Below are 2,211 nucleotides of genomic sequence, written 5' to 3'. Positions count from 1 at the left end.
ATCATCAAAAACTTTATGATCAGTACGTTTCAGGTGATTTAAACAAGCAAGATTTTGAAGAACAGCTAAACAAATTGATCAAGTAACCGAGCGAGTGTCTACGAGCGACTGAGCGTTATAAAAATTCGCCCCTGCCTTTTCCCTGATTACAAGCTCCCTGTTGCTTCATAACGAGATTTACAGAGCAAGGCGACTGTAGCCACTGGCTCCATGACGAGCGAAGCGAGCATAAAGCTTTATGAGCGAAGCGAATCCATTCTTGTTTTTAGCGTCCTAGTGGATATTTGAAAAAACTGCCCCCAGGAATCGAGCGCAGCGAGATTCAATAGAGTTTGAGCGAAGCGAAAACATAGGGCAGTTTTAAATGCTTTTTAATTTTTTTTTGGCTTTTAATAATCTTTTAAGCTTTTAAATGCTTTTAGACACGCTGAAAGCATTGCTGTGTGCGCGTTTCAAGCTTCATTAAGTGACGTTTACCTTGCAATTAAGTGACGTTTACCTTGCAAAAAAATGAAAATTTCAAAAGATAAAGTGACGTTTACCTTGCATGTTGTGACGTTAATTATTAAAGTCACATAAACGTCTAAGAATAATAGAGTCACATAATGAGTAATTTAGTTGTTAAAGATAATGCGTTAATTAATGCGAGTTATAACCTCGATTTAGTCGAGCAAAGATTAATACTTTTAGCGATTATTGAAGCTCGTCAAAGTGGCAAGGGAATTAACGCAAATGACCCATTGATCATTCACGCTGAAAGCTACATCAATCAATTTTCGGCACATAGAAATACTGCATATCAAGCATTAAAAGATGCTTGTGATGACCTATTTGCAAGGCAATTCAGTTATCAGAGCCTTAGCGATAAGGGAAATATCCAGCACCATAAATCAAGATGGGTGAGTGAAGTTATTTATGTTGAGAAAGAGGCGGTTGTTAAATTAATTTTTGCCCCTGCCATCATTCCATTGATTACTCGCCTAGAAGAACAGTTTACAAAATACGATATAGAACAAGTTTCAGGGCTTACAAGTGCTTACGCTGTAAGACTTTACGAATTATTGATTGCTTGGCGTAGCACAGGTAAAACACCCATTATTGAGATACAAAAATTTAGACAAAAACTTGGTGTTCTAGATACTGAATACAAACAAATGAACGATTTTAAAAAGCGAGTTTTAGACATTGCCATAAATCAAATTAATGAAAAAACAGACATTAAAGTTAAGGTCGAACAGCACAAAACAGGTCGTGCGATTTCAGGATTTTCCTTCAAGTTTAAGCAAAAACAAACGGAAATTTCTGAAAAATCAGTATCTCCCCAACGAGATCAAAACACGCCTGACCTATTCACCAAAATGACAGATCCGCAACGCTTCCTATTCGCTCACAAGCTGTCAGAAATGCCTGAAATGAGCAAATACTCTGAGGGTACAGAATCCTTTCAAGATTTTGCGAAACGTATAGCAGACATGCTGTTAGAACCTGAAAAATTTAAAAAGTTTTATCCGCTTTTAGAAAAACTTGGCTTCGGTTCTAAGAAAAATCAATCAACAGTGAAACTGGTTGATCAAGTCAAAACCTACTCTATCGAAGATCATAAATTTATTGCATTCGACCCAAGGGGGAGCGTTCATCTTTCGAGCTGTGCTTTCAGCATTGCACGGGACAAAAGGTACAAGCACTTGAAAAAAGATAGCGAAAAAATGGCAGACTTTGAAAGCAGATTAAAAACGATGCTTCTCGATGAAAAACAACAATCTCAATTTTTTGAGATTTTGAGAGGTGAAACATCAAGGTTTAAACCTAACTAAAATCTCCTCTAAAAAAGATTTCAAAATGCCCCAACTTTTGGGGCTTATTTTTATCTTTTTCAGAGGTCGGTTTTTTGTTTCTCGGAGAGAAACGCGTAAGCGTGCATTCCCAACTGCTGTCGGAAAATGATAAATCCCCCAAACCGCTAAAACTTGCCGATCGGCAACTTTTAAAATATCAAATTTTCACACATGGCTTAAAACCGCCTAAAATCGCCTTTAAGCGCACTTTTCTTCAAAACAGGGAAATCTAGCTAAACAGGGCTAAAAACGCCAATAAACGCAAAATAGGAGCATTTAGACCATGAAATTGAGTGATGCTGAAAAAAATAATCGTTTGTCAGAGGTGTTTTTAAAGAAATCAGATCGAGAATATTACGATTTAGAAATCACTGAA

Annotated in this window: 1 pseudogene; it reads left to right on the top strand. The window is 37.0% G+C overall.

The features are described from left to right. Nucleotides 1-605 precede the first annotated feature (605 nt). Nucleotides 606-1,541, top strand: a pseudogene (gene repM / locus F960_RS00125) (replication initiation protein RepM); the annotation flags it as partial. Between the last annotated feature and the right edge of the window lie 670 nt (nt 1,542-2,211).

Origin of the sequence: Acinetobacter gerneri DSM 14967 = CIP 107464 = MTCC 9824 (assembly GCF_000368565.1) — a bacterium.
In the GTDB taxonomy this organism is placed as follows: Bacteria; Pseudomonadota; Gammaproteobacteria; order Pseudomonadales; family Moraxellaceae; genus Acinetobacter; species Acinetobacter gerneri.
Note: the sequence above shows the minus strand (reverse complement) of the source record. Positions and strands in the feature narration are given on the sequence as shown.